This window comes from uncultured Maritalea sp. (assembly GCF_937139385.1).
Lineage (GTDB): Bacteria > Pseudomonadota > Alphaproteobacteria > Rhizobiales > Devosiaceae > Maritalea > Maritalea porphyrae_A.
Genome location: NZ_CAKZPW010000214.1, coordinates 1 through 2,732 on the forward strand (window position 1 = coordinate 1; position 2,732 = coordinate 2,732).

Annotated in this window: 4 protein-coding genes; 3 read left to right on the forward strand and 1 reads right to left on the reverse strand. The window is 47.5% G+C overall.

The features are described from left to right. On the forward strand, positions 1 to 1,031 hold a 1,031-nt coding region (locus Q0231_RS09190), incomplete at its 5' end, for an aspartate-semialdehyde dehydrogenase (RefSeq protein ID WP_299347289.1). 88 nt (positions 1,032 to 1,119) lie between these two features. Here the strand turns inward: Q0231_RS09190 and dapD are convergent. Next, positions 1,120 to 1,968: a 2,3,4,5-tetrahydropyridine-2,6-dicarboxylate N-succinyltransferase gene (gene dapD / locus Q0231_RS09195; protein WP_299347291.1), complete on the reverse strand. Its 849-nt coding sequence runs from the start codon at positions 1,966 to 1,968 to the stop codon at positions 1,120 to 1,122. A 105-nt stretch (positions 1,969 to 2,073) separates the two neighbouring features. Between dapD and Q0231_RS09200 the strand changes: the two genes are divergently transcribed. Both Q0231_RS09200 and Q0231_RS09205 read left to right on the forward strand, forming a co-directional pair. After that, the gene (locus tag Q0231_RS09200) at positions 2,074 to 2,493 is read left to right on the forward strand and encodes an HIT domain-containing protein (RefSeq protein ID WP_299347293.1); all 420 of its coding nucleotides are present in this window, start codon (positions 2,074 to 2,076) and stop codon (positions 2,491 to 2,493) included. A 10-nt stretch (positions 2,494 to 2,503) separates the two neighbouring features. Beyond that, positions 2,504 to 2,732, forward strand: a 229-nt coding sequence (locus tag Q0231_RS09205) for a hypothetical protein (protein WP_299347295.1), incomplete at its 3' end; no start/stop codon positions are given.

Here is a 2,732-nt window from a genome sequence, read left to right on the forward strand (position 1 = left end):
TGGGTTATAAAATTGCTGTCGTAGGTGCCACTGGCAATGTGGGTCGCGAAGTCTTGTCAATTCTGGATGAGCGTGGGTTTCCTGCAGAAGAAATCATCGCGCTGGCATCGAGACGTAGTCAGGGGACTGAAGTTTCCTATGGTGATCAAACACTCCGCGTTCAGGCGTTGGACAACTACGATTTTACGGGCACAGACATTGCCATTATGTCTGCCGGCGGTGATTTATCCAAGAAACTTGCACCGCAGATCGCGGCAAAAGGTTGTGTGGTCATCGATAATTCCTCTGCATGGCGTTACGACCCGGATGTGCCGCTCATCGTGCCAGAAGTAAATCCAGACGCTATTGAGGGATTTTCTAAGAAAAATATAATAGCCAACCCCAATTGCTCGACTGCACAACTGGTGGTGGCGCTGAAGCCGTTGCACGACCAAGCAAAAATCAAGCGAGTTGTTGTGTCCACGTACCAGTCAGTATCAGGTGCAGGAAAGGAAGGCGCGGATGAACTGTTCACTCAAAGTAGAGCTGTGTTCGTTTCTGATCCAATTGAGAATACCAAATCTACAAAGCGTATTGCATTCAATGTAATTCCACATATCGACGTGTTCCTAGATGACGGGTCTACGAAAGAAGAGTGGAAGATGGTCGCTGAAACCAAAAAAATGCTCGATAAGTCCATTAAACTCACCGCAACAGCTGTGCGTGTTCCTGTATTTGTTGGTCATGCCGAAGCCGTGAACATTGAGTTCGAAAACGAAATCACTGCTGATGAAGCACGTGGCATTCTGCGCGAAGCGCCTGGTTGCCTTGTTGTGGATAAGCGCGAAGATGGTGGCTATGTCACACCATATGAATCTGCGGGCGAAGATGCGACATTCATCAGCCGAATTCGCGAGGATAGTACCATTGAAAATGGCCTGAATCTTTGGGTCGTTTCTGATAATTTGCGTAAGGGCGCGGCGCTTAACACAGTTCAAATTGCTGAATTGTTGGTGAACCGTGGTCTTTTAAAGTCTCAAGCAGCTGCTTAAGATACAGTTTAGCTGATATTGGCGATATATGAAACGCTGTCTGAGAAAGCTCAAACAGCGTTTCAATTGGCCGAAGATCATCAAAATATCAATCGCGAAGAAGATCATTGATTGATGTTTTGGAGCGAGTCTGTGCGTCGACTTTTTTAACAATTACTGCGCAGTAAAGACTGGGCCCCCAGTTTTGTCCTGGAACCGACTTGCCGGGAAGAGAGCCTGATACCACAACTGAATAGGGCGGAACCTCGCCCATGTGAATTTCGCCGGTTGCACGATCAACGATCTTTGTCGATTTGCCGATGTAAACGCCCATTCCCAGAACTGCACCTTCGCGCACGATGCAGCCTTCAACAACTTCGGAACGCGCTCCAATAAAGCAATTGTCTTCAATGATCGTTGGGCCAGCTTGAAGTGGCTCAAGAACACCCCCGATACCAACGCCGCCAGACAGGTGTACATTTTTGCCGATTTGCGCGCATGAGCCAACGGTAGCCCATGTATCAACCATAGTTCCCTCATCAACAAATGCGCCAAGGTTGACGAAGGACGGCATTAATACAACGCCCGGAGCAACATAGGCGGATCGACGTACAGTACAGTTTGGAACCGCACGAAAACCAGCGGATTCAAATTCTGAGGCACCCCAACCGTCGAATTTCGATGGAACTTTGTCCCACCAAGTAGCACCACCTGCGCCACCTTTAATAATTTCCATTGAATTCAGGCGGAATGATAGAAGGACCGCTTTTTTAAGCCATTGATTGACTGTCCAATTACCATCTGCTTGGCGCTCTGCAACACGAGCTTCACCTTTGTCGAGCAAGTTTAGCGACGTTTCAACAGCATCACGTACTTCACCCTTTGTGTCAGTATTGACGGCACCGCTATCTTCAAAAGCGGCTTCAATTATGGTCTCCAAGGCAGCAAGGTCAGTCATTCGGGCTCCGAGATTTTGTGTGTATCATGGTTGGAAAATCGAGGCGGACCATAGGCGTATGACGTTAATCTTGCAATGGGCAGCAATCCGCATTAGGCGTTTGTTATGAACCAAACTCCACTGTCAGAATTCCCACTTAATCCTCGCCTTGCCGCCGATACGCATTTCGTGACTTCTTTGGAGCTATGCAATGTGCTGTTGGTGAATGACGCTCGATTTGTTTGGCTGATACTAGTTCCGCGCATCGAAGGCGCTATAGAAGTCTTTCATTTGGATGAATTGCAAAAAGTTCAATTGGCAACTGAGATAGACCAGATATCAGGCGTGGTACTGGATCTCACCAATTGCGAAAAGCTGAATGTTGGTGCTTTAGGAAATATCGTGCGCCAACTGCATGTACACATAATCGCAAGGGAGATTTCTGATGCCGCTTGGCCAGGCCCAGTATGGGGTGTGGGAACAGCTAAGCCATATAGTGCTGAGGCAAAATCGACACTTCTTAAAAAGATAAAATCAAGACTTTGAGGCGAAATTGGTGAGTAATTTTTTCAAGAGCACAGCTTTTCCTGATGTTTCTGCATGGAATGCATTTTCAGCAAATGAACTCGAACGAAACAGTGAGCGCCTAAGCGCTGAAGACTTGGCTGCCGCTTGGCATAACCCACAAGCAAATGTCTTTCTATTTCATAACGGTGACCCTGTTCTAAAAGTCGTTGGTAGCAAGGCAACAGCAGCTCTTTCCTTGGGGGAGGCTGCGAATTTAT